The following is a 22,602-nucleotide window of genomic DNA, read 5'->3' as shown; positions in this document are numbered from 1 at the left end:
GGTTTTTTGTTGGGGGATCGTTGGTAAGCGACCGTGGCTGGCACGGGCAGTTGTGGCCGTTGACTTGGGTCCGCCTTGTAGCGAGCCGAGCACCGCAGGGGAATCGGGGGCGAAGAGGCGCCGCTGTTTGAGCGCAGCGAGTTCGGCGCCGTCCCCTGATTCACCGAGGAGCGCAGGGCACCGGTGCGCAGCACCGGCTCGCGGATGGCGGCGCGTTTCTTTGGTTACTTTCTTTGCGCGCGCAAAGAAAGTGACAAACCCATTCATCGAGGGAAAGTGACGTGGCCAGTCAAACGCCCGGCGCCGCCGAACGCGCTCTCCGCAGGGTCACTGCAGATCACGCAAATTCAGTTTCCGCAGCGTCGGGTTCTTCCACGCGGTGATCCCGGCCACGCTCAGCACCGCAAACCCACCCAGCACCACTGCAGGCACCAGCCCCAGCAGACGGGCCATCGTGCCGGCATAGAACGCGCCCAGCTCGTTGGACGAACTGATGAAGATGCCGTTGATCGACGACACACGTCCACGCATTTCTTCCGGCGTGGCCAACTGCAGGATGGTCGAGCGGATCACCACCGAGACGCCATCGAAGGCCCCATAGAACAGCAGGATCAGCGCCGACAGCCAGAAGTGCTGCGACAGCCCGAAGCCGATCACGCACAGGCCGAACCCGCCCACCGCGAACAGCAACACGCGGCCGGCATTGCGGTGCAGCGGGTGGCGGGCCAGCCACAGGCCCACGCACACCGAACCGAGCGCCGGCATCGCGCGCAGGATGCCCAGGCCTTCGGGGCCGTGGTGCAGGATTTCGTGCAGGAAGGCCGGCAGCATCGCCACCACGCCGCCCAGCAGCACCGAGAACATGTCCAGCGCCATCGCGCCGACCATGATCCGGTTGCCGACCACGAATCGCGCGCCTTCGGCGATGCTCTTGAAGATCGGCGCGGCCGGACCGGTGTGCACCGGCTCCTCCACTTTCAGCGTGGCCAGGCAGGCCATCGCCACCAGCGCAAAGGCCGTAGCCACCGCGTAGGACAGGCCCTTGCCGCCGAAGCCGACCAGCACGCCGCCCAGCGCCGGGCCGGCCACCATGCCGGCCTGGAACACCACCGCGCCGAGGCCAGCGCCACGTGCGAACTGGTCACGGGCCAGCACGCGGGCGAACAGTGCGTTGTAGATTGGCGACAGGAAGGCGCGGACCATGCCGGTCAGGGCGATGGCCGCATAGATCGGCCACACGCCCTCGAACGGCAGCCAACCCGTCGCAACGCCGGTCAGCACCAGCGCCGTGGCGATCAGCCCGGAACAGGCGACCATGCCCAGCCGACGGCGCGGCAGGTGGTCGACCAGATAGCCGGCGAACGGCGCCACGCAGAAGAACGGCAGCACCTCGGCCAGGCCGACCAGGCCCAGCGAGAACGGATTGCGGGTGACTTCGTAGATGTGCCAGCCGACGGTGACCGCCACCACCTGGTAGGACAGCATTGCGAAGATGCGGTAGGCCAGCAGCTTGGCGAAACCGGGCCGGGACAGCAGGCCCAGCGCGGTGTCTTCGGCTGTGGCAGGCTCGCTCACGACGGGTCGCGCTGCAGCTGGGCCTGCGCGGTCTCGCGGATGAAGGCCAGCATCGCCGCCACGCCGTTGCTGCGGGTGGGGGAGAGGTGACGGGCCAGGCCGATGTCCTGGATGTAGCTGGGCTCGGTGTCCAGGATTTCCTGTGCCGAGCGCCCGGAGTACACGCGCAGGGCCAGGAAGATCAGGCCGGAAACGATGGCCGAATCACTGATGGCATGGAAGCGCAGCGACTGCGCGTTGCCTTCCGGCACGATCCAGACCATCGACTGGCAGCCGAGGAGGCGGTGCTCTTCGGTCTTCCATTCGTCCGGGAAGGCGGGCAGCTTGCGGCCGAGGTCGATCAGGTACTGGTAGCGCTCGGACCAGTCGCCGAAGAAGCCGAATTCCTCGGCGATGGCGGTCTGGGCCTCGGCGGCGGTAGGTTCAAGCGGGAACGGGGAGTCGGTCACAACAGTCTCTACAGTGGGGGCGTGCCGGCGGGCCGGCCACGGGGCAGGGCAGGTCAGCCGCGCTTGCGCGACCAGCGCACGCCCTGCGGGGTGTCTTCCAGCACGATGCCTTCGGCGGCCAGCTGGTCGCGGATGGCATCGGAACGCGCGAAATCACGCGCTTTCTTGGCCGCAGCACGCTCGTCGATCAGGCCCTGGATGCGGGCATCGTCGCCGTCATCGCCCGCAGCGGTACCGAACCACTGCGCCGGATCGGCCTGCAGCAGGCCCAGCGCCAGGCCGGCGCCGAGCAGCTCGCCCTTCAGCCGTGCCTGTTCGGCCGGGTCGGTGGCGCGGCGTGCATCGGCGGCGATGCGGGCCACTTCGGCCAGCGCCTGCGGGGTGTTCAGGTCGTCATCCAGGGTCGCCTCGACGCTGGCCGGGATCACCGCGCTGGCTTCGATCGACGCCAGCTCGCGCAGCGTGCCGTACAGGCGGTCCAGGGTGCGCACCGACTGCTCGATCAGGCCATCGGACCAGTCCAGCGGCTGCCGGTAATGGGCCGACAGCAGGGCCAGGCGCAGCGCTTCCGGCGGATGCTGGCGCACCAGGTCGTGTACGCGCTCGATGTTGCCCAGCGACTTGCTCATCTTGGCGCCGCCGAAGTTGAGCATGCCGTTGTGCAGCCAGTAGCGGGCAAAGATCCTGCCGCCATGCGCGCATTCGCTCTGCGCGATCTCGTTCTCGTGGTGCGGGAACTGCAGGTCGACACCGCCGGCATGGATGTCGATGGTCTCGCCCAGATGGGCGGCCGCCATCGCCGAGCATTCGATGTGCCAGCCCGGGCGGCCACGGCCCCAGGGCGATTCCCAGCCGGGCAGGTCGTCGGTGGAGGGCTTCCACAGCACGAAATCGCCCGGATCACGCTTGTAGGGGGCGACATCGACGCGGGCGCCGGCCAGCATCTCTTCCGGATCGCGTCGCGAGAGCTTGCCGTAGCCGTCGAAGCTGGCCACCGCGAACAGCACATGGCCTTCGGCGGCATAGGCATGACCATTGGCGATCAGCTGCTCGATCATGGTGATGATCTGCGGCATGTGCGCAGTCACTTCCGGCTCGATGTCCGGCGGCACCACGCCCAGCGCGGCCATGTCTTCACGGTAGGCGGCGGCGAACCTGTCGGTGATGGTGCTGATCGGCACCCCCTGCTCGCGCGCAGCGGTGTTGATCTTGTCGTCCACGTCGGTGATGTTGCGCGCGTAGCGCAGGCCACCGAAACGCCGCCGCAGCAGATCGGCCAGCACCCCGAACACCACCGGGCCGCGGGCGTTGCCGATGTGCACGTAGTTGTAGACCGTGGGGCCGCACACATACAGGGTCGGACAGGCCGGATCGAGCGGGGTGAACGGTTCGAGCTGGCGAGTCAGGTTGTTGTGCAGGCGCAGGGTCATGGGGCTGTGGCTGGGGGACAAGCCTGTGATTTTAGAACGTGTCGGCCCGCTTTGGGGCGCCGATTGCCACCGGTGGACGCCGGCTCCACCCAAGGTGGGGTGGGCAGGAACGGCGTGGACGGGTAATGTTCAGCCCCTTGCGCTCGTCACTGCCTACACTATTGCCGTGTCCTTGCTCCCGTCGCCACTGAAATCCATCGCGTTGCTGACCCTGGCCTGCCTGTCGGCGACGGCCGCCGTGGCCCAGGCGCAGGAGGCCGAGCCGCGCAACCGGGTGGTGATCGTCGAGAACGTGAAGTTCGACTATGCGCAGGTGCTGAACGTCGAGCCGGTGTTCCAGACCCTGCGCGCGACCCGCACCGAGGAGCATTGCGAGCCGATCTCGACCCGCACCCTGGCCCCGGTCAACGTCACCGGTGAAGAGCCGGTCGAGGACAAGGGCCGGATCAGCCGCTTCTGGGACTCGGTGCGCTCGATGTTCAAGCGCAGCGATGAAGAGGTCTCCGAGGAGACCGCCGCCGAGACGCCTGCCCCGGCACCGGCCAACAACGGCCCGATGCTGACCCGCGACTGCCGCATCGTGCCGGTCGGGCGTGAATTCCGCCGGCCGATCGCCTATGACGTGGATTACGTCTACAAGGGCACCAAGTACCGGTCGCGCCTGCCGGAGGACCCCGGCAACCGGCTGAAGATCCGGGTTTCGATCACCCCTTGGGTCGGCCCCGAGCAGGGCGCCGCCGGTAATCCCTGATTCTGCGACCCCGGCCCCTTGCGTCGGCCCCGGCCGCATGCAAAGATTGGCGGCCATGAAGCTCACCGACTTCCAGCACGACAGCAGCGCAGCCCGACAGGCGTCGGGCATGACCTCGCGTGCGCGTCGACCGGAACCCCACATCCTCGCTGGGTAACCGGAGCTTTCTGCTGTTCGTCCGAAAAAAACCCAGCCCGCCGGCTGGGTTTTTTCGTTTCCGCGCTTCAAAAATGCATGTGCTGAAAGCTGCAACTGCAACCTTTTCGATCCACCTTTGCTTCCTGCTTTTCCCTTCCACCGCGTCGAACCCGGCGCCGCCACGCAAGGAAAGATGATGTCCCCCAAGCACTTCCTGAACACCCAGGACTGGAGCCGCAGCGATCTTGACGCGCTGCTGACCCAGGCCGCGCTGTTCAAGCGCAACAAGCTCGGCGACCAGCTCAAGGGCAAGTCGATCGCGCTGGTGTTCTTCAACCCCTCCATGCGCACCCGCACCAGCTTCGAACTGGGCGCGTTCCAGCTCGGCGCCCACGCGGTGGTGCTGCAGCCGGGCAAGGATGCGTGGCCGATCGAGTTCAACCTCGGCACGGTGATGGACGGCGATACCGAAGAACACATTGCGGAAGTGGCCAAGGTGCTGGGCCGTTACTGTGACATCATCGCCGTGCGTGCGTTCCCCAAGTTCATCGACTGGGCCTACGATCGCCAGGACATCGTCCTCAACAGCTTCGCCAAGTATTCGCCGGTGCCGGTCATCAACATGGAGACCATCACCCACCCGTGCCAGGAACTGGCCCACGTCATGGCCCTGCAGGAGCACTTCGGCACCCAGGACCTGCGTGGCAAGAAGTATGTGCTGACCTGGACCTACCACCCCAAGCCGCTGAACACCGCCGTGGCCAACTCGGCACTGACCATCGCCACCCGCATGGGCATGGACGTGACCCTGCTGTGCCCGACCGCCGACTACATCCTCGACGATCGCTACATGGGCTGGGCCGAGCAGAACGTGGCCGAGAGCGGCGGTTCGCTGAAGATCAGCCATGACATCGACAGCGCCTACGCCGGCGCCGACGTGGTCTACGCCAAGAGCTGGGGCGCGCTGCCGTTCTTCGGCAACTGGGAGCCGGAGAAGCCGATCCGCGACCAGTTCAAGCACTTCATCGTGGACGAGCGGAAGATGGCACTGACCAACAACGGTGTGTTCAGCCACTGCCTGCCGCTGCGCCGGAACGTGAAGGCCACCGACGCGGTGATGGATTCGCCGCAGTGCATCGCCATCAACGAAGCCGAGAACCGCCTGCACGTGCAGAAGGCGATCATGGCGGCGGTTGCCGGGCGCTAGATCGAACAAGGGGTAGCGCCGACCGTTGGTCGGCTGCTCCCGCAGCGGCGCATCCATCATTCCAGCCGACCAACGGTCGGCTCTACCGAATTCCCATCCCCCAAGTGGACCTGACTCCCATGAGCAACAAAGACGTCGTTCTCGCCTTCTCCGGCGGCCTGGATACCAGCTTCTGCGTGCCGTACCTGCAGGAGCGCGGCTACAACGTGCACACCGTGTTCGCCGACACCGGCGGCGTGGATGATGAAGAGCGCGATTTCATCGAAAAGCGTGCCGCCGAACTGGGCGTGACCAGCCACGTCACCGTCAACGGTGGCCCGGCCATCTGGGAAGGCTTCGTCAAGCCGTTCGTGTGGGCCGGCGAAGGCTACCAGGGCCAGTACCCGCTGCTGGTCTCGGACCGCTACCTGATCGTCGATGCCGCGCTGAAGCGTGCCGCCGAACTGGGCACCAACATCATCGCCCACGGTTGCACCGGCATGGGCAACGACCAGGTCCGCTTCGACCTGGCCGTGAAGGCGCTGGGTGACTACCAGATCATCGCGCCGATCCGCGAGATCCAGAAGGAACACACCCAGACCCGCGCCTACGAGCAGAAGTACCTGGAAGAGCGCGGCTTCGGCGTGCGCGCCAAGCAGCAGGCCTACACCATCAACGAGAACCTGCTGGGCCTGACCATGTCCGGCGGCGAGATCGACCGTTGGGAAGCCCCGGGCGAGGGCGCTCGTGGCTGGTGCGCACCGCGCAGCGAGTGGCCGGAACAGGCGCTGACCGTCACCCTGAAGTTCGTTGAAGGCGAAGCCGTTGAACTGCACGGCAAGGCGCTGCCGGGCGACCAGATCCTGGCCCAGCTCAACAAGCTGTTCGCCCCGTACGGCGTCGGTCGCGGCGTGTACACCGGCGACACCGTGATCGGCCTGAAGGGCCGCATCGTGTTCGAGGCCCCGGGCCTGGTTTCGCTGCTGGCCGCACACCGCGCGCTGGAAGATGCGGTGCTGACCAAGCAGCAGAACCGCTTCAAGCCGGACGTGGCGCGCAAGTGGGTGGAGCTGGTGTACGAAGGTTTCTACCACGACCCGCTGAAGACCGACATCGAAGCCTTCCTGAAGTCCTCGCAGGCCAAGGTGAACGGTGAAGTGGTGCTGGAAACCCGCGGTGGCCGCGTCGATGCAGTGGCGGTGAAGTCGCCGCACCTGCTCAACACCAAGGGCGCCACCTACGCGCAGTCGGCCGACTGGGGCGTGGAAGAGGCGGAGGGCTTCATCAAGCTGTTCGGGATGAGCTCCACTGTCTATGCGCAGGTCAATCGTGGTTGACCTGTGACGGGGGGCCGGCCGCTGGCCGGCGCCTCGCAACGTCGATGGAGGGTAGTGCCGGCCGCTGGCCGGCTCGTGGCACGGCTGGATCATTGCGGAGCCGGCCAGCGGCCGGCACTACCGATTTCGAACCCTACGGATATTCAGACACATGCTTGAACAGACGCTCGATCACCTGCAGGCCCTGGTGTCTTTCGACACCCGCAACCCGCCGCGTGCGATCACCACCGGTGGCATCTTCGATTACCTGCGCGCGAACCTGCCCGGCTTCAACGTCGAGGTGATCGACCATGGCGCGGGCGCGGTCAGCCTGTACGCCGTGCGTGGTACGCCGAAGTACCTGTTCAACGTGCACCTGGATACGGTGCCGGACTCGCCGCACTGGAGTGCCGACCCGCATGTGATGCGGCGCCTGGACGACCGCGTGGTCGGCCTGGGCGTGTGTGACATCAAGGGCGCGGCCGCTGCACTGGTGGCTGCGGCCAATGCCAGCGATGGTGATGCCGCGTTCCTGTTCTCCAGCGATGAAGAAGCCAACGATCCGCGCTGCATCGCCGCGTTCCTGGCCCGTGGCCTGCCGTACGACGCGGTGCTGGTGGCCGAGCCGACCATGAGCGAAGCGGTGCTGGCGCATCGCGGCATCAGCTCGGTGCTGATGCAGTTCGCCGGTCGTGCAGGGCACGCCTCGGGCAAGCAGGATGCGGCTGCCAGCGCGCTGCACCAGGCGATGCGCTGGGGCAACCGCGCGCTGGACCATGTGGAATCGCTGGCTTCGGCGCGCTTCGGTGGGCTGACGGGCCTGCGCTTCAACATCGGCCGCGTCGAAGGCGGGATCAAGGCCAACATGATCGCGCCCGCTGCCGAAGTGCGCTTCGGCTTCCGGCCGCTGCCGTCGATGAACATCGACGCGTTGCTGGCCACCTTCGCCGGTTTCGCCGAGCCGGAAGCGGCGGTATTCACCGAAACCTTCCGTGGCCCCAGCCTGCCGGCCGGCGACATCGCCGAAGCCGAGAACCGCCGCCTGCTGGCACGTGACGTGGCCGATGCGCTGGAACTGCCGATCGGCAACGCGGTGGACTTCTGGACCGAGGCCTCGCTGTTCTCGGCCGGTGGTTACACCACGCTGGTGTTCGGCCCGGGTGACATCGCCCAGGCCCACACCGCCGATGAGTTCGTGACGCTGGAGCAGTTGCAGCGCTACACCGACGCCGTGCACCGCATCATCGCCGCCGGCGCCTGATTCTTCCCTTTCCGACGAAACCGAAATGTCTCCTGCCCTCCAGCCCCATCGCCAGACCCGCCAGACCATCGTGCGCCTGCTTTCCAGCATGGCCAGCGCGAAGGAGATCAGCCAGTACCTCAAGCGCTTCTCGCAGCTGGATGCCAAGCGCTTCGCCGTGGTCAAGGTCGGCGGCGCGGTGCTGCGCGACGACCTCGACGCGCTGACCTCTTCGCTGTCGTTCCTGCAGGAAGTCGGGCTGACCCCGATCGTGCTGCACGGCGCCGGCCCGCAGCTGGATGCCGAACTCTCGGGCGCCGGCATCGAGAAGCAGACCGTGAACGGCCTGCGCGTGACCTCGCCGGAAGCGCTGGCGATCGTGCGCCGGGTGTTCCAGCAGTCCAACCTGCGGCTGGTCGAGGCGCTGCAGCAGAACGGCGCGCGCGCCACCTCGATCACCGGCGGCGTGTTCGAAGCCGAGTACCTGGATGTGGATACCTACGGCCTGGTCGGCGAGGTGAAGAAGGTCAACCTGGCACCGATCGAGGCCAGCCTGCGCGCCGGCTCGATCCCGGTCATCACCAGCCTGGGCGAGACCGCCGGCGGCCAGATCCTCAACGTCAACGCCGACTTCGCCGCCAACGAGCTGGTGCAGGAACTGCAGCCGTACAAGATCATCTTCCTGACCGGCACGGGCGGCCTGCTGGACGAGGCGGGCAACGTGATCGATTCGATCAACCTGTCCACCGAGTACGACCACCTGATCGCGCAGCCGTGGATCCACGGCGGCATGAAGGTGAAGATCGAACAGATCAAGGATCTGCTCGACCGCCTGCCGCTGGAATCGTCGGTGTCGATCACGCGCCCGGCCGACCTGGCCAAGGAACTGTTCACCCACAAGGGTTCGGGCACGCTGGTGCGCAAGGGTGAGAAGGTGCTGCGCGCCACCGCCTGGAACGAACTGGACCTGCCGCGCCTGAAGGGCCTGATCGAATCCAGCTTCGGCCGCGCGCTGGTGCCGGACTATTTCGAGAAGACCAAGCTGTTGCGTGCCTACGTCAGCGAGAACTACCGCACCGCGGTCATCCTCACCGACGAGGCAGAGGGCGTGTACCTGGACAAGTTCGCCGTGCTCGACGACGCGCAGGGCGAGGGTCTGGGCCGTGCGGTCTGGAACGTGATGCTGGAGGAGACGCCGCAGCTGTTCTGGCGCTCGCGCCATGGCAACCCGATCAATCACTTCTACTACGCCGAATCCGACGGCTGCTACAAGCAGGACCACTGGAAGGTATTCTGGTTCGGTGCCGATGGCATCGACCGGATCAAGACCTATGTCGATCATTGCGCGCAGCGCACCCCGAGCCTGCAGGGCTGAGCAATGAGCAACCTCGATGCCTGGAACACGGTTCCCACCCTGCGCGGCCAGCACGTAACCCTGCAGCCGCTGCAGATGGAACACGTGCCCGGCCTGCGCGATGCGCTTGAAGGCAGCGGCCTGGACCAGCTCTGGTACACCCAGGTGCCGTCGCCGGAACAGGCCGAGACCTATGTGCGGGCCGCGCTGCAGGCGCAGAGCGAAGGCAAGGTGCTGCCGTTCGTGATCCGTGATGCGGCGGGTGACATCATCGGCAGCACGCGCTTCTACGACATGGATGCCGGTGTGCCCAAGCTCAGCCTCGGCTACACCTGGTACACACCACGCGTGCAGCGCACCGGTGCCAACACCGAAGCCAAGCTGTTGCTGCTGCAGCACGCCTTCGAAACGCTGGGCTGCATCAGCGTGGTGCTGGAAACCAGCTGGTTCAACGCCACCTCGCGCACTGCCATCGCCCGCCTCGGCGCCAAGCAGGATGGCGTGCTGCGCAACCACAAGCGGCATGTCGACGGCACGCCGCGCGACACCGTCATCTTCTCCATCATCGACGCGGAATGGCAGGGCGTGAAGCGCCACCTGCAGTACCGCCTGGACAGCCACGCATGAACGATTCGACCTTTACCCTTGGCATCGTCGGTGCCCGCGGCCATACCGGCGCCGAGCTGATCAAGCTGGTGGCCGCCCATCCGCGGCTGGAACTGGCTTTCGTCTCCTCGCGCGAGCGCGCCGGGCAGCGCCTGTCCGACCATCACCCGGAATTCCAGGGCGATCTGCAGTACGAGAACCTGGACGCCGACGCGGTGGCGGCCAAGGGTGTGGACGCAGTGATCCTGGCCCTGCCCAATGGCCTGGCCGCACCGTTCGTGGCTGCGCTGGAAGCGGCGAAGCCGGACACCGTCATCGTCGATCTCTCGGCCGACTATCGCTTCGACAACAGCTGGTACTACGGCCTGCCGGAGCTGACCCGCGGCCGCTACAACGGCCAGAAGCACATCAGCAACCCGGGCTGCTATGCCACGGCGATGCAGCTGGCGGTGCATCCGCTGCTGGACCTGCTGGCCGGTCCGCCGCAGTGCTTCGGTGTCTCCGGCTACTCCGGCGCCGGTACCACGCCGTCGGACAAGAACAACGTCGAACTGCTGGCCGACAACCTGATGCCCTACGCGCTGACCAACCACGTGCACGAGCGCGAGGTGTCGGTGCAGCTGGGTGTGGCTGTTGAATTCATGCCACATGTCGCGCCGCATTTCCGGGGCATCACGCTTACCGCCAACCTGTGGCTGAACCGCGTGCAGACCCGCGAACAGATCGTCGAGCGCTTCCAGCAGGCCTATGCCGGCGAACCCCTGATCGACGTGGTGGATGAAGCGCCGTGGGTCAGCCGCATCGCCGGCCGACACGGTGCCCAGGTCGGTGGCTTCACGCTCGCGCCGGGCGGCAAGCGGGTCGTCGTGGTGGCGACCCTGGACAACCTGCTCAAGGGCGCGGCCACCCAGGCCATGCAGAACCTCAACCTCGCGCTGGGCATCGATGAACTGATGTCCATCCCGCACTGAACACGCCTTCCGGAGCCCCCATGGCAGACCTTCTTTGGCAGAAGCCCGGCGTCGCTGTCGACGCCCAGATCCAGACCTTCCTCGCCGGCGACGACGTGATCCTCGACCGCGAGTTCTTCCTGCATGACATCGCCGCCAGCGCCGCACATGCACAAGGCCTGCAGCACATCGGCATCCTCAGTGCCGACGAGTTGGACGGCCTGCTGCGCGAACTGGAGGTGCTGGCGCAGGACTTCCGCGAAGGCCGCTTCGTGCTCGATACCCAGTATGAGGATGGCCACTCGGCGATCGAAGCCCGCCTGACCGAACGCCTCGGCGATGCCGGCCGCAAGATCCACACCGGCCGCAGCCGCAACGACCAGATCCTGGTCGCCACCCGCCTGTGGCTGAAGGAGAAGCTGCAGCGCGTGGCACAGCTCAGCGCCGAAGTGGCCAAGGTCGCGCTGGACCGCGCACAGGCCGAGAAGGACCTGCCGATTCCCGGCTACACCCACATCCAGCGCGCCGTAGTGTCCTCGGCCGGTATGTGGTGGGCGGGCTGGGCCGAGGCCTTCATCGACAATGCCATCCGCGCGCGTGACACCCATGCGCTGGTCGATGCCAATCCGCTCGGCACGGCTGCCGGCTACGGCGTGAACCTGCCGCTGGACCGCGAACACACCACGGCCGCGCTCGGTTTCGCGCGCATGCAGATCTCGCCGATCTACGCACAGCTGTCGCGCGGCAAGTTCGAGCTGGCCGCGCTGGAAGCGCTCGGTGGTGCCACGCTGGACCTGCGCCGCATCGCCTGGGACCTGTCGCTGTTCACCAGCGCCGAGTTCGGCTTCGTCGCGCTGCCGGCGCAGTACACCACCGGCAGTTCGATCATGCCCAACAAGCGCAACCCGGACGTGATCGAGCTGATGCGTGCGACCCACGCCAGCGTCGCCGCAGCGCGCACCGAGATCGAGCAGCTGCTGTCGCTGCCGTCGGGCTACCACCGCGACCTGCAGTCGTCCAAGGGCGCCATCTTCCACGGCTTCGGCCGTGGCCTGGCCGCGCTGGAGCTGCTGCCGGCGCTGCTGGCCAACCTGGAATGGCGTGACGACAAGCTGCGTGCGGCCATCGATTCGGGCATGTATGCCACCGACGTGGCGGTGGAAGCGGCCGTGGCCGGCGTGCCGTTCCGTGAGGCCTACAAGGCCGCTGCGGCCGGTGCCGACAGTGCAGGGCAGGGGCGTACCCCGGAAGGCAGCCTCGCCGCGCGCTTGTCGCCGGGTTCGGCCGCCGACCTGCGCCTGGACGAACTGCGCGCGCGCTGGCAGGCGCTGTCCTGATGGCGGGCACTGTCTACCTGGTGATGGCGATGCGCCGGCCGGACTTCAACGATGCAGCGGTGCAGCCGCACCGCGATTTCCTCGATGCGTTGCAGGTGCAGGGCAAGCTGCAGCTGACTGGTGGTTTCGCCGACGGCAGTGGTGGCGCCTATGTGCTGTGCAACGTGGACAGCCTGGCGCAGGCGCAGGCCATCGTCGCCACCGATCCGCTGGTGACGATGCAGGCCTCCGAGCTGACCGTGCACGAATGGAACACCCGCTGAGAGACTGACTGATGACCCTGCACGCCGCCAACGCCGCTTCGCCGTTTCCGCAACAGGCGCTGCCGCCGTGGCGGCGTGCGGTGCTGAAAGTCGGCAGCAGCCTGCTGGCAGCCGATGGCGGCGGCCTGTCACCACGCCACGCGCTGGGCCTGGCCCAGTTCGTCTCGGCCAATGTCCTGGCCGGGCGCGAGGTGGTGATCGTGTCTTCCGGCGCGGTCGCTGCCGGGCGCGCGATCCTGCCGCGGGCCGATGAACCTGGCGCGGCGATGGCGGCGCGGCAGGCGCTGGCTGCGCTCGGCCAGGCCCAGCTGATCGGGCTCTGGCAGCGCTTCTTCGAGCGCCCGGTGGCGCAGGTGCTGCTGACCCATGACGACCTGCGCAACCGCCGCCGCTACCTCAACGCCCGCGCCACGCTCAACGAACTGCTGCGGCTGGGCGCGTTGCCGGTGGTCAACGAGAACGACACCGTGTCGGTGGACGAGCTCAAGCTTGGCGACAACGACAACCTGGCGGCGACGGTGGCGGCGCTGGTCGATGCCGATGCGCTGTTCATCGCCACCGATATCGATGGCCTGTACAGCGCCGACCCGCGCACCGCGGCCGACGCGCGGCCGCTGCACGACGTGCCGGAACTGAGTGACGAGGTGCTGGCGATGGCCGGCGGCGCCGGCTCGCGCGCCGGTACCGGCGGCATGCGGACCAAGCTGGAAGCGGCAGCGAAGGCGGGTCGTCTCGGCATCGAAACCTATCTGTTCAATGGCCGCAGCGGTGACGTGGTACGCGCGCTGGCCCAGGACCGCCTGTTCGGTACCCGTATCCACGCCGCGCGCAGCCGTGAGGCGGCCCGCAAGCACTGGCTGCGGCACGCGCCGCTGGTCGAGGGTGCGATCGTGATCGATGCCGGCGCGGCGCAGGCGATGCGCGAGAAGGGCGCCTCGCTGCTGCCCGGCGGCATCACCGGCGCGGAGGGCATGTTCCGCCGTGGCGACATGGTGCAGGTGTGCTGGAACGCGCCACAGGGCCGCGTCTGCGTGGCGCGCGGCGTCAGCCAGTACGCGGCCGATGATGTGCGCCGGATCGCCGGCCGCCATTCGCGCGACATCGAGGCCGTGCTGGGCTACAACTACGGTGGCAGTGTCGTCCATCGCGACGATCTGGTGCTGCCATGACCGGTTTGAAGGACTCCCCGATGAGTGAAATCGAAGCGCAGGCGCGTGCCTGCCGTGACGCGGCCCAGATCGTTGCCGGCCTCGACAGTGCGGCGCGCCGCACGCTGCTGCTGGCAATGGCCCAGGCACTGGAAGTGAATGCCGGGCTGATCCTGGCCGGTAATGCGCGCGACCTTGCCGCTGCGCGCGAGAAAGGCATTGGCAGTGCCATGCTCGACCGCCTGGCGCTGGACCCGGCACGCCTGTTCGCGATGGCCGAAGCCGTGCGTGAGGTCGCCGCGCTGCCCGATCCCGTCGGCCAGATCACCCGCGACGATGTGCGTCCAAACGGCATCCGCGTGCAGAAGGTGCGCGTGCCGCTGGGCGTGATCGCGATGATCTACGAGGCGCGCCCGAACGTGACCGCCGAAGCGGCTGCGCTGTGCCTGAAGGCCGGCAATGGCGTGATCCTGCGCGGTGGTTCCGAAGCGGTCCACTCCAACACCGCCATCGCCCAGGCGCTCGCCGGCGCCCTGCAGGCCAATGGTGTACCGGCGGCGGCAGTGACCGTGCTGACCGACCTGCGCCGCGAAGCAATGCTGGAGCTGCTGCAGCTGCATGAACTGATCGATCTGGCGATTCCGCGCGGCGGCGAAGGCCTGATCCGCTTCGTTGCCGAGCATGCGCGGGTGCCGGTGATCAAGCACTACAAGGGTGTCTGCCACCTGTTCGTGGATGCCAGCGCCGACCTCGGCAAAGCCATCGACCTTCTGGTGGACGGCAAGTGCAGCCGTCCGTCGGCCTGCAACTCGCTGGAAACCCTGCTGGTGCATCGTGATGTGGCCGAAGCCTTCCTGCCGCGCGTGGCGCAGGCGCTCGGTGAGCGTGGCGTGGAGCTGCGCGCCGACACGAACGCGCAGCCGCTGCTGCCGGGCAGCACCGCCGCCAGCGAAGACGACTACGCTGCCGAGTTCCTCGACCTGGTGCTGGCCGTGCGCGTGGTTGATGACCTCGAGGCGGCCATCGCGCACATCCGTGCCTATACCTCCGACCACACCGAAGTGATCGCCACCGAAGACGCCGGCCATGCCGAGCGCTTCGTCAACGCACTGCGCTCGGCGGTGGTGATGGTCAATGCCTCGTCGCGCTTCTCCGACGGTGGACAGCTGGGCCTGGGCAGCGAGATCGGCATTTCCACCACGCGCCTGCATGCGTACGGCCCAATGGGCCTGGAAGCACTCACCGTCGAACGATTCGTCGTGCGCGGTGAAGGGCAGACGCGCAAGTAGATCCACGCGATGCGCGGATGCTCTTCGCGGTAGACCCCGGTGCCGACCAAGGTCGGCGCCCACCAGGCCCAAGCGCCGACCCGGGTCGGCGACTACCGGGGCGTCACACCACCTCGCGGCGGATACCGATCGGCCGCGCGTGATCGTCCATGTGCAGCGTGGCCGCCTTGCAGCCCAGCAGACGCTCGGCAAGGCCGGTGCTGGCACCCAGATCGGCCGCGACTTCATTGAGGCTGGCCAGCGGTCGCGGCAGGCGTCGCTCGTGGCCACGGAAGCGCGCGCGGTTGTACTCGGCCCAGCCGATCAGCAGCACGCTGGCACACAGCAGCATCAGCGGCAGTGCCACCAGCACATAGGGGTCGAACTGGCTTTGCCGTTCGTACAGCTGCTGCCAGGCCAGCTGGCCGCCGATCAGCCACGAGAACAGGGTCACCAACGGTGCCCACAGGTAGAAGTAGAACCCCCAGAACGCGAGGGTGACGAAGCCCCAGGCGGTGCGCTGGAAGCGTGGTTGGCGATGCGGCTTGCGGATCATCCGTGAGTCGAAGCGGTTGGACGGGCGTTGTGCGTTCATCGGATCCCCCGATCGGGACTGGTCCAGGTGGCGCGCTTGCTGCGACGGCGCAGCAGGGTCTTCGGCAACGCCACCAGGGTGGTGGAAAGACTGATCAGCCAGTACGCCATCGGGTACCAGATGACCCAGAAGTAGTTGCGTCCAATCTGTGTTTCGTAACGACGGTCGATGATCAGGCTGCTGGCGAACTGCATCAGGCAGACCAGGGCCAGGATCACGCCATGCCATTGCGGCAGCAGGCTGGCGATGTACAGCTGCGGCGGCATGTCGATGAGCTTGCCCAGCACCCACAGCACCACGATGAACAACATGGTGTAGGCCCAGATCACGCTCAGCACGTACTCCAGCAGTACGCCCCACATGCGCCGTTCCTTCCAGTGCAGCAGTGAACGCGCATGCCGCAGCATCACTTCCACGCCACCCTGCGCCCAGCGCAGCCGTTGCCGCCACAGACCCTTCAGCGTTTCCGGCATCAGGATGAAGCACAGCGCGTTGGGTTCGTAGCGGATGTCCCAATGCGCACGCTGCAGGCGCCAGCTGATGTCGATGTCTTCGGTCACCATGTCGTCCGACCACCAGCCGACCTGGTGCAGGGCGGTGCGGCGAAAGCCGGCGATCACTCCGGAGATGGTGAAGATGCGCCCGTACACGCGCTGCGCGCGCTTGATCATGCCGATGATCGAGGAGAATTCGGCCACCTGCAGGCGTCCAAGCAGGGTGGAACGGTTGCGGATGCGCGGGTTGCCGGTGACCGCACCGACGCGGTTGCCGCTGACCAGGTGCCAGACCATCCAGTGCAGGGCGTGTTCCTCCAGCATGGCATCGCCATCGATGCACACCAGGTACTCCGAGCGGGCCGCCAGCGCACCCATGCGCAGCGCGTTGGCCTTGCCGAGGTTGCGGTCCAGGTGCAGCACGCGCAGCCGCGGATGCTTCGCCGCCAGCACGTCGAGCCGGGCGCCGGTGTCATCACTGCTGCCATCGTCGATGGCGATCACCTCGTAGTCGGCCGGATAGCGCTGTGCCAGCGCCGCGCCGAGTGTGTCGTCGAGGTTCGCGGACTCGTTGTGGCAGGGAATCAACAGGCTCGCGAACGGTGGATCGACCATCAGCGGCGGGTCGTTGCGTGGGCGCGAATGGCGTTCGCGCCGGAAGTAGTAATACAGGCCGCCCGACATCCAGAAGAACGCCATCACCATCGGGTAGTAGAAGGCGAACTGGAACAGGACCTGCAGCAGCGGGTGCATGTCCATGTCACTTCTCCGGGTACGGGAAGTTGCCGGCGGACATCGCCGCGCGGGCATCATGGGTGGAAGGCTGGCCGGCGATGAAGTCATCCGGGTACCAGGCGAAGTGGTGCACGCCCTGCGCCTGCAGCTGGCGGATCTGCGCGCGCAGCCGCTCGGCGGGAATCGGTTGCCCGCTGCGCCAATCGACGGTCTGCAGTTCGAACAGGGTGTGCTGCAACTGGGGATCGTGCGCACGCACCGCGGCCAGCAGCTGGTCGAGCCAGCGTTCCGGATGCCTGCTGCCTTCCATCCACGGCATCGCCATCAGTGCGGTCTGGTCGTAGGCCTTGTTGAACAGGTCCAGGCGCTGCGCGAACCAGGCTTCGCTCTGCGGACGCAGCACCGGCTCCGCGTACAGGTTGCGCACCGTGGCCAGCTTCGGCCGCCAACGCTGCGCACTGTCGCGCAGGGCCAGGGTGAAGTCGATCAGCGCCCGGGTGCGAGCGCTGCCATCGTCGCCGGCCGCCAGCGTCGGCAGTTCTGTGTCGCGCAGGTAGCCATCATCATGGAAGAGCAGGCCTTCGAAGTACGAGTTGACGGCCAGATCCTCGTAGATGTCGAGCATGATCTGGCGTGCCTTCGGATTGGTGAAGTCCAGCCGGTACATGCCGTCGGCATCGCCGTTGTGGATCGCCAGTGCCTTGCGCTGCACGGGGTCGGGCAGCTCGAAGCCGAGCACCGGCAGCCATGCGTAGACCTTCACCCCCGCGCGCGACTTCAGCTGCCAGGCGACCCGGCTGAACAGGTCCGCGCGCATCGGCATGTGCCGGTTGGGGAAGTACAGTGCATCGGCGGTGTTGTTGCCGTCCGGATCGGCGAACGCCTGCAGGTAGACGTGGGTGGGCGAAATGCGCTTGACCCGCTCGATCAGCGCATCGAGGTTGCGCCCCTGCTGCGCCGGGTCCGGGTCGTACACATCATCCAGGTCGACCTGCAACGCGCGGATGCCGTCGAGCGCAACGTCGCGCCGCAGCTCGTAGGCCAGGCCCTCCACGGTCGGGTTGTCGCTGACCAGGAAGCGCGCCAGCCCATGCAGGTCGCTGGCCACTGGTGTGCTGCGGCCTTCCAGATCGAAGGACACCGGCATGCCCAGCTGTTCGGCGATGTCGTTGCTCAACTGGTTGTAGGCCGCGTACGGCCAGACAATGGCGCGCGGGCGCACGCCCAGGTGCTGCTGGATGCGCTGCACGCTGCGGCCGAGATCGGCGCGCAGGCGCTGCTCGTACTGCGCCTCGCTCTCGTAGCTGCGCGTGGCCGGCCGGTAGATGCGGGTGACCACCGCTGGCGTCGAATTGCCCTGCGGATTGGCAAGCACTCCGTGGTGCAGGTCGTCGGTATGGCTGGCCACTTCGATCAGGCCGCTGTCGTGCATCTGCTTCAGCTGCGCCCAGGTAACGAAGTCATCGTGGCCGAACGGCCGGTAGCCATAGTCGATCGTGCGCCCGGGCGCCATGTCCACGTAATCGGTGATCACTGCCACCAGCGCCGGGTAGCGGTACGCCTGCAGCAGCGGGAACGCCTTGTCGTAGACGCTGCGCAGGCCATCATCGAAGGTCAGCAGTACCGGTTTCGGTGGCAGCGTGGCGCGTCCCTGGGAGGCGTCGATTACCTGCGACAGCGACACCGGGTGGTAGCCGTGTGCCCCCAGCCAATCCAGGTGCGCAGCGAAGTTCTGCGTGCTCACCGCGTAGGTATCGGCGTCGCCCTTGGCCGCGACCCGGTCGCGGATGTCGTGGTAGCTGAGGATCAGCAGGCCGTTGTCAGTGGCATCGAGATGCAGCGCCTGCTGCGCGAACGCCGGCGGCGTGGCGGCCAGCAGCAGGAGCACGATCAGTCGCAGGATGCGGGCCATGTCACTCTCCCCAGCGCAGTGCGGCTTCGAAGCCGATATGACGCTCGCGGTGGCCGTCGTAGACCGGCCGCGACCAGCGCACGCCGTACTCGAACACGCGGCCCTGGCCCAGCTGCCATTCGTGCATGTAGGACACCGAAGGGACCAGCGCGCTGCCGAAGCCGTCCTGCCAGTAGTCACCCAGCGAGACCGTCAGGCGGTGCCGGAAGTGGCGCTCGTAGTGGCGCCACAGCTGCTGGTCGATGCGCAGCCCGATCTCGACCATGCGGTCGCGCTTCGGGTTGAAGTAGGGCGCGTCGTCGCGGCTGCCCCGGCTGGTGTAGGCACTGGCCAGGCCGTCGATCAACCAGCGCGGGCGGGTCAGCAGGCGCTGTTCGATGCTGGTGCTGAACAGCTCGCGGTGGTTGCCGTCGTCATAGCGGAAGCGGCTGGCGCCGAACATCCAGTGGGTCAGCTCGCTGCGCCGGTAGTCGACCTGCGCGCTCACGCTGTCAGCGGTGATGCCCGCCACGCGCGCCTGCATCGAGGCTTCCGGGTCATTGCGTGCGGCCACCAGCCCGGCATGCCAGTAATCGTTGAACTGCCAACCCACGCCGATGCGCAGGCCGGTATCGCCAATGTGGTCGTTGGCGCGCAGTACCGCCGCTTCCGCATCTAGCTGGCCAAAGCGGTAGCGTACGCCCGCGCCCAGCCACAGCGGGTCGATGCGCTGGTCCTGGAAGTCGACCGAGCGCCTGTCGGCGAAGGCGAACAACCGCCAGCGGTCGTCGAGCACCGGTGTCTGCACTTCCATGCCGTAGTGACGGTCGTTGTTGCCCAGCGGCGAGGTGCCGCCACCGCCGGAGCTGCGACCAATGTCGGTCCATGCCTTCAGCTGCCAACCGCGATGCGCGCGCCAGGCCTGGTCCATGCGTTCGACGGCGGGTTGGGTCGGGTAGCGTGCGACAAGATCGTCGTGCAGTGGCCTTGCCAGGTCATCGCGCTGCAGGGCGACGTAGGCCTCCTCCATGCCCAGCCGCGGCTCGATGTCGCGAGGGTCCAGCGCATGTGCCATCTGCTGGCGCTGCAGTGCCATGCGTGGCCATCCGCGCATCATGTACACGCTGCCCAGCGCGCTCTGCAGGCCGCCGTTGCCCGGTGCGATGTCGACCATCGATTCCAGGTCGTGCTGTGCGGTGCGCAGGTCGCCGCTGTAGGCGCGTACCATCGCCAGATTCAGGTCGGCCTCGTAACGTGACCAGTTCGCGTACGGTGACTTGCCGTTGCTCCAGCGCCACGCCGGCTCCTTGTCACGCCAGGCCTGCAGCAGGTCGATCGCCTTTTCCTGCTGCTCGCTCTCAAGGTAGGCATAGGCCAGTTCCGAATGCGAGGCATCGCGTGTCGGGTCGCCGGCCACTGCCGCCTGCAGCACCGGTATGGCTTCTTCCGGATGCAGGGTGCCCATCAGCGAATCGCCGACCGCAGGCAGCACATAGTCGGGCAGGGCATGGCCTTCGGCCTGCAGTGCGCGGGCTTCCTCGCGCACCTGCGCATGGCGGCCCAGCCGGTTGAGCAGGATCAGCCGGTCCATGCGGACGCGAAGCGGCGCCTGCGCGGGCGGGGTGCCCTCGCTGCCCAGGTAGCGCTGCATGCGCGCCAGGGTCGATTCGGCTTCTTCCAGGCGGCTGTCTTCGCTGCTGCTGTAGGCCAGGCTCCAGACCACAAGCTTGGCCAGGTAGTCGCCTTCGATGCGTTGCTTCTGTGCAGCGTCGAACAGTTGCGGGCGCTGCTGGTACAGCTCCCAGGCGCGCCAGGCGTTGCCGATGTCGCCCAGGGTCAGTACGCGCAGCTTGAACAGCAGGTCGTCGTTGGGTTGCTCTTGGCTGGCGCGCTCGATCGCGCCGAGGGCATCCAGCCAGCGGGCCTGGTCGCGGTAGCGGCCGATCTCGGCCAGGGCCGCCTCGCGGTCAGGCGGGGCAGCGCTGCTGGCCCAGGCCAGGGCGGTACAGGCAAGGCCGACGCAGAGCGCCAGCCGGCGGTGGACAACCATTGGGGACCCCCTTGGCTTCCGAACCAGACAACCTCAGAAATGTGACGCACATCACATGCCAGCTTTTGGCGTGGCCGTGGCCCGCGTCACTCCCTTCGTGCATTCCCGTCCAGCAAGGACGGATACAAACCCGGACAGCGACCTGCAATGTCTTGTCTGAAACGAGAGTCCCCCGCACACCGAATGGCGGCCTGGGCGGCGCTGCCGCCCCCATGCCCGATGCCGGCACGCGGCAAGGATGGGCATTCGTGGGCACTATCCGCCCGGAATTGTCAGCCCGGTGTCAAAATGCGCAGACGGGCTGACGAGCGGTAGGTAGGGCCGGTTGCGGCTTACCAGAGGTCTTCCAGCTTGCGCGGCTTGCAGGCCACCCAGGAGGCGCACAGCATCAGGGTGGCGCAGCCGAACAGGAAGCTGAACGGGAGCGTCCAGCCGTTGCTGACCGTATGCAGCCAGCCGACCAGGAACGGCCCCAGACAGCTGAAGCTGTAACCCACGCCCTGCATGAAGCCGGACAGTGCCGCCGAGCCGGTGGGGGTGCGCGTGCGCAGGTTGATCAGGGTCAGCGCCAGCGGGAAGGTGGATGGACCGACGCCGAGCAGGCACGCCCACAGCAGGGGGGCCTTCATCGGTGCCAGCAGCAGGCCGGTGAAGGCGATCACGAACGAGAAGAAGCCGATCAGCACCAGCGGGAACGGGTTCTGCATGCGAACTGCCATGGATGGAATGACCAGCGACGGCAGCAGCCCGAGCGCCGAGAACACCGCCACCATCACGCCACCAAAGGCCGGTGTGCCGCCGGCCTCGACCACGATGCGTGGCAGCCAGGTGAACATCGAATAGGTCATCAGCGAAGTCATGCCGAACATCAGCGTCATGCTCCAGCCCAGTGAGGTGCGCCAGACTTTCCCATGCGGCTGTGCGGCCGGGTCGGTGGCATCTGCCTGCGGCTTCGGTGCGCGCCTGGCCAGAACCAGCCACGGCAGTGCGGCAGCCAGTGCCAGCAGTGCCCACATGCCCAGCGACACGCGCCAGCCAGCGGCGTTGGCCATCGGTACCGCGAGCAATGCGGGCAGCATGGTGCCCAGCTGCAGCACGCTGATGTAGAGCGTGCTCATGGTGCCGACCTTGTTGGCGAAGTAGCGCTTTACCAGCGGCGGCACCACCACGTTGCCGATGCCCATGCCGGCCAGTGCCAGCACCGAACCGAGCAGCAGCGTGCCGACGTTGCCGGCACTGGAGCGCAGCAGCAGGCCGGCCATCGCCATCACCATCGCCAGCAGCGTGGTGCGCTCCAGACCCAGGCGCCGCGCCAGCGCCGGCGTGGCCACACCGAACAGCGCGAACGAGGCGGTCGGCAGCATGCCCAGCACGCCGGTCATGGTGGTGCCGAAGCCGAACTGCTGGCCGAGTACGTCGAGCAGCGGGGTGATCGAGGTGACCGCCGTGCGCAGGTTGACCGCTGCCAGCAGGATCGCGGCAAACGCGAGGACACGACCGTGCAGCAGCGACGGCGAATCGGAAGTGGAGGAACTCATCGGTGGTCCTTGCAGGTGTCGCATGCCGCGGAAATGGCATGCAGCGCCGGCATCGGTCTACGCCGAAGCGGCAGGTGGAGGTGGGGGCTGCTGGCGGGCCGGCAGCGCGGCCATTGTACGTGCGGGCTCCGGCAAGGTCCCGTCATGCGGGCGGCCAGGTGCCTGATACAAAAAAACCCGGAGGACAGTGATGTCTTCCAGGCTTCTTGGTGACCACCGAAGTGGTCGGGGAGACAGGATTCGAACCTGCGACCTCTACGTCCCGAACGTAGCGCTCTACCAGACTGA

19 protein-coding genes are annotated in these 22,602 nt (G+C 67.1%); 11 read left to right on the top strand and 8 right to left on the bottom strand.

The genetic code is table 11. The features are described 5' to 3' along the window. Positions 1 to 327: 327 nt before the first annotated feature. The 3 genes from O0K41_RS10170 to cysS are packed head-to-tail and all read right to left on the bottom strand — an operon-like array spanning position 328 to position 3,454. Positions 328 to 1,575 carry an MFS transporter gene (locus tag O0K41_RS10170; protein WP_088435928.1) on the bottom strand — a complete coding sequence of 416 codons (1,248 nt, stop codon included), beginning with the start codon at positions 1,573 to 1,575 and terminating at the stop codon, positions 328 to 330. Next, positions 1,572 to 2,024 (bottom strand): SufE family protein, encoded by a 453-nt coding sequence (locus O0K41_RS10165; RefSeq protein ID WP_005410372.1) that lies wholly within the window; start codon positions 2,022 to 2,024, stop codon positions 1,572 to 1,574. Before O0K41_RS10165 ends, O0K41_RS10170 begins: the two co-directional genes overlap by 4 nt. A gap of 53 nt (positions 2,025 to 2,077) precedes the next feature. After that, on the bottom strand, positions 2,078 to 3,454 hold the full coding sequence (cysS, locus tag O0K41_RS10160; protein ID WP_049451669.1) for a cysteine--tRNA ligase: 1,377 nt from the start codon (positions 3,452 to 3,454) through the stop codon (positions 2,078 to 2,080). A gap of 187 nt (positions 3,455 to 3,641) precedes the next feature. Here cysS and O0K41_RS10155 point away from each other — a divergent pair, with 187 nt between their 5' ends. From O0K41_RS10155 to O0K41_RS10105, 11 genes are all read left to right on the top strand, one after another. Continuing rightward, on the top strand, positions 3,642 to 4,205 hold the full coding sequence (locus O0K41_RS10155) for a hypothetical protein (protein WP_049451716.1): 564 nt from the start codon (positions 3,642 to 3,644) through the stop codon (positions 4,203 to 4,205). Positions 4,206 to 4,539: 334 nt separating this feature from the next. Then, positions 4,540 to 5,550 (top strand): N-acetylornithine carbamoyltransferase, encoded by a 1,011-nt coding sequence (locus O0K41_RS10150; RefSeq protein WP_005410369.1) that lies wholly within the window; start codon positions 4,540 to 4,542, stop codon positions 5,548 to 5,550. 119 nt (positions 5,551 to 5,669) lie between these two features. Continuing rightward, positions 5,670 to 6,866, top strand: coding sequence for an argininosuccinate synthase (locus O0K41_RS10145; protein ID WP_164222834.1), 1,197 nt, complete (start codon positions 5,670 to 5,672; stop codon positions 6,864 to 6,866). Between the two features lie 151 nt (positions 6,867 to 7,017). Then, the gene (locus tag O0K41_RS10140) at positions 7,018 to 8,106 is read left to right on the top strand and encodes an acetylornithine deacetylase (protein ID WP_164222831.1); all 1,089 of its coding nucleotides are present in this window, start codon (positions 7,018 to 7,020) and stop codon (positions 8,104 to 8,106) included. 25 nt (positions 8,107 to 8,131) lie between these two features. Beyond that, positions 8,132 to 9,460: an acetylglutamate kinase gene (locus O0K41_RS10135; RefSeq protein WP_164222828.1), complete on the top strand. Its 1,329-nt coding sequence runs from the start codon at positions 8,132 to 8,134 to the stop codon at positions 9,458 to 9,460. A 3-nt stretch (positions 9,461 to 9,463) separates the two neighbouring features. After that, positions 9,464 to 10,066: a GNAT family protein gene (locus tag O0K41_RS10130; protein WP_164222825.1), complete on the top strand. Its 603-nt coding sequence runs from the start codon at positions 9,464 to 9,466 to the stop codon at positions 10,064 to 10,066. Further along, the gene (gene argC, locus O0K41_RS10125; protein ID WP_005414005.1) at positions 10,063 to 11,016 is read left to right on the top strand and encodes an N-acetyl-gamma-glutamyl-phosphate reductase; all 954 of its coding nucleotides are present in this window, start codon (positions 10,063 to 10,065) and stop codon (positions 11,014 to 11,016) included. The genes O0K41_RS10130 and argC overlap by 4 nt, the downstream gene beginning before the upstream one ends. A 20-nt stretch (positions 11,017 to 11,036) precedes the next feature. Next, on the top strand, positions 11,037 to 12,332 hold the full coding sequence (gene argH / locus O0K41_RS10120; RefSeq protein WP_164222823.1) for an argininosuccinate lyase: 1,296 nt from the start codon (positions 11,037 to 11,039) through the stop codon (positions 12,330 to 12,332). Further along, a complete protein-coding gene (locus O0K41_RS10115) occupies positions 12,332 to 12,595 on the top strand; it encodes a YciI family protein (RefSeq protein WP_164222820.1) in 264 nt (87 codons plus the stop codon). Before argH ends, O0K41_RS10115 begins: the two co-directional genes overlap by 1 nt. Before the next feature lie 11 nt (positions 12,596 to 12,606). Then, positions 12,607 to 13,764, top strand: coding sequence for a glutamate 5-kinase (gene proB / locus O0K41_RS10110; RefSeq protein ID WP_164222817.1), 1,158 nt, complete (start codon positions 12,607 to 12,609; stop codon positions 13,762 to 13,764). Then, positions 13,761 to 15,032, top strand: coding sequence for a glutamate-5-semialdehyde dehydrogenase (locus O0K41_RS10105; protein ID WP_164222815.1), 1,272 nt, complete (start codon positions 13,761 to 13,763; stop codon positions 15,030 to 15,032). Before proB ends, O0K41_RS10105 begins: the two co-directional genes overlap by 4 nt. Positions 15,033 to 15,135: 103 nt before the next feature. On the opposite strand, the gene pgaD is transcribed toward O0K41_RS10105, so the two are convergent. The 5 genes from pgaD to O0K41_RS10080 form a co-directional block, all read right to left on the bottom strand. Next, positions 15,136 to 15,606, bottom strand: coding sequence for a poly-beta-1,6-N-acetyl-D-glucosamine biosynthesis protein PgaD (gene pgaD / locus O0K41_RS10100; protein WP_005410359.1), 471 nt, complete (start codon positions 15,604 to 15,606; stop codon positions 15,136 to 15,138). Beyond that, positions 15,603 to 16,859 carry a poly-beta-1,6-N-acetyl-D-glucosamine synthase gene (gene pgaC, locus O0K41_RS10095; protein ID WP_005414000.1) on the bottom strand — a complete coding sequence of 419 codons (1,257 nt, stop codon included), beginning with the start codon at positions 16,857 to 16,859 and terminating at the stop codon, positions 15,603 to 15,605. The genes pgaD and pgaC overlap by 4 nt, the downstream gene beginning before the upstream one ends. Position 16,860: 1 nt before the next feature. Further along, positions 16,861 to 18,747 (bottom strand): poly-beta-1,6-N-acetyl-D-glucosamine N-deacetylase PgaB, encoded by a 1,887-nt coding sequence (pgaB, locus tag O0K41_RS10090; protein ID WP_005413999.1) that lies wholly within the window; start codon positions 18,745 to 18,747, stop codon positions 16,861 to 16,863. A 1-nt stretch (position 18,748) separates the two neighbouring features. Further along, positions 18,749 to 20,776 (bottom strand): poly-beta-1,6 N-acetyl-D-glucosamine export porin PgaA, encoded by a 2,028-nt coding sequence (pgaA, locus tag O0K41_RS10085; protein WP_149501245.1) that lies wholly within the window; start codon positions 20,774 to 20,776, stop codon positions 18,749 to 18,751. A 332-nt stretch (positions 20,777 to 21,108) separates the two neighbouring features. Further along, complete coding sequence (locus O0K41_RS10080) at positions 21,109 to 22,314, bottom strand: MFS transporter (protein WP_005413997.1); 1,206 nt, start codon at positions 22,312 to 22,314, stop codon at positions 21,109 to 21,111. Positions 22,315 to 22,602 lie beyond the last annotated feature (288 nt).

Origin of the sequence: Stenotrophomonas sp. Sm2128, assembly GCF_030985535.1 — a bacterium.
GTDB lineage: Bacteria > Pseudomonadota > Gammaproteobacteria > Xanthomonadales > Xanthomonadaceae > Stenotrophomonas > Stenotrophomonas maltophilia.
Note: the sequence above shows the minus strand (reverse complement) of the source record. Positions and strands in the feature narration are given on the sequence as shown.